Raw genomic sequence first — 1,263 nt, forward strand, 5'->3', positions numbered from 1 at the left:
TCCTCCAGGGTCAGCTTCTTCATCTGGTGGGTCGCGTTGCGGCCCTCGAAGTGCGTGCCCAGGCCGTAGCCCTTGACCGTGTGCGCCAGGATCACCGTGGGCTTGCCCTTGAACTCGGTGGCAGCCTTGTACGCGGCGTAAACCTTGCGGTAATCATGCCCGCCGCGCTTGAGGTTCCAGATCTCCTGGTCGGAAAGGTCAGCGACCATGTCCTTGGTCTGCGGGGTCTTGCCGAAGAAGTGCTCCCGCACGAACCCGCCGGACTCGGCCTTGTAGGTCTGGTAATCGCCGTCGAGGGTGGAGTTCATGATGTCCACCAGCGCGCCGTCGTTGTCCTTTTCCAGCAGGGAGTCCCACTCCCGGCCCCAGACAACCTTGATGACATTCCAGCCGGCACCGCGGAAGAACGCTTCGAGTTCCTGCATGATCTTGCCGTTGCCGCGCACCGGTCCGTCCAGGCGCTGCAGGTTGCAGTTCACCACGAACGTGAGGTTGTCCAGCTTGTCGTTCGCGGCGAGCTGGAGCAGGCCGCGGGATTCGGGTTCGTCCATTTCGCCGTCGCCCAGGAACGCCCAGACGTGCTGGTCCGAGGTGTCCTTCAGGCCGCGGTTATGCAGGTAGCGGTTGGACTGGGCCTGGTAGATCGCGTTCATCGGGCCGATGCCCATGGACACGGTGGGGAATTCCCAGAACTCGGGCATGGAGCGCGGGTGCGGGTAGGAGGACAGGGCGTGTCCCTTGCGGGACTTTTCCTGCCGGAACCCGTCGAGGTCCTCTTCAGTGAGCCGGCCTTCGAGGAAGGCGCGGGCGTACATGCCGGGGGAGGCGTGGCCCTGGAAGAAGACCTGGTCTCCGCCGCCGGGGTGGTCCTTGCCGCGGAAGAAGTGGTTCATGCCCACTTCGTAGAGGGTCGCGGCTCCGGCGTAGGTGGAGATGTGGCCGCCGACGCCGATGCCGGGGCGCTGGGCGCGGTGGACCATGACCGCGGCGTTCCAGCGCAGCCAGGCGCGGTAGCGGCGTTCGGTTTCCTCGTCGCCGGGGAACTCGGGTTCCTGGTCGGCGGGGATGGTGTTGACGTAGTCGGTGGTGGTGACCATCGGAACGCCCACGGAGCGCGATCCTGCGCGCTGGAGCAGGGAACGCATGATGAACTGCGCCCGCTCGGTGCCCTGCGAGCGGATCAGCTCGTCAAGGGATTCAATCCATTCCGCGGTTTCTTCCGGGTCACGGTCCGGCAGCTGGCTGGTCAGCCCGCTGAGGATG

The 1,263-nt window shown here is 65.6% G+C and carries 1 pseudogene; it reads right to left on the reverse strand.

The features are described 5' to 3' along the window. A pseudogene (locus H9639_RS16710) lies at nucleotides 1–1,262 on the reverse strand (pyruvate dehydrogenase (acetyl-transferring), homodimeric type); the annotation flags it as partial. Nucleotide 1,263 lies beyond the last annotated feature (1 nt).

The sequence above is a fragment of the Arthrobacter gallicola genome (assembly GCF_014836775.1).
Taxonomy (GTDB): Bacteria; Actinomycetota; Actinomycetes; order Actinomycetales; family Micrococcaceae; genus Arthrobacter_B; species Arthrobacter_B gallicola.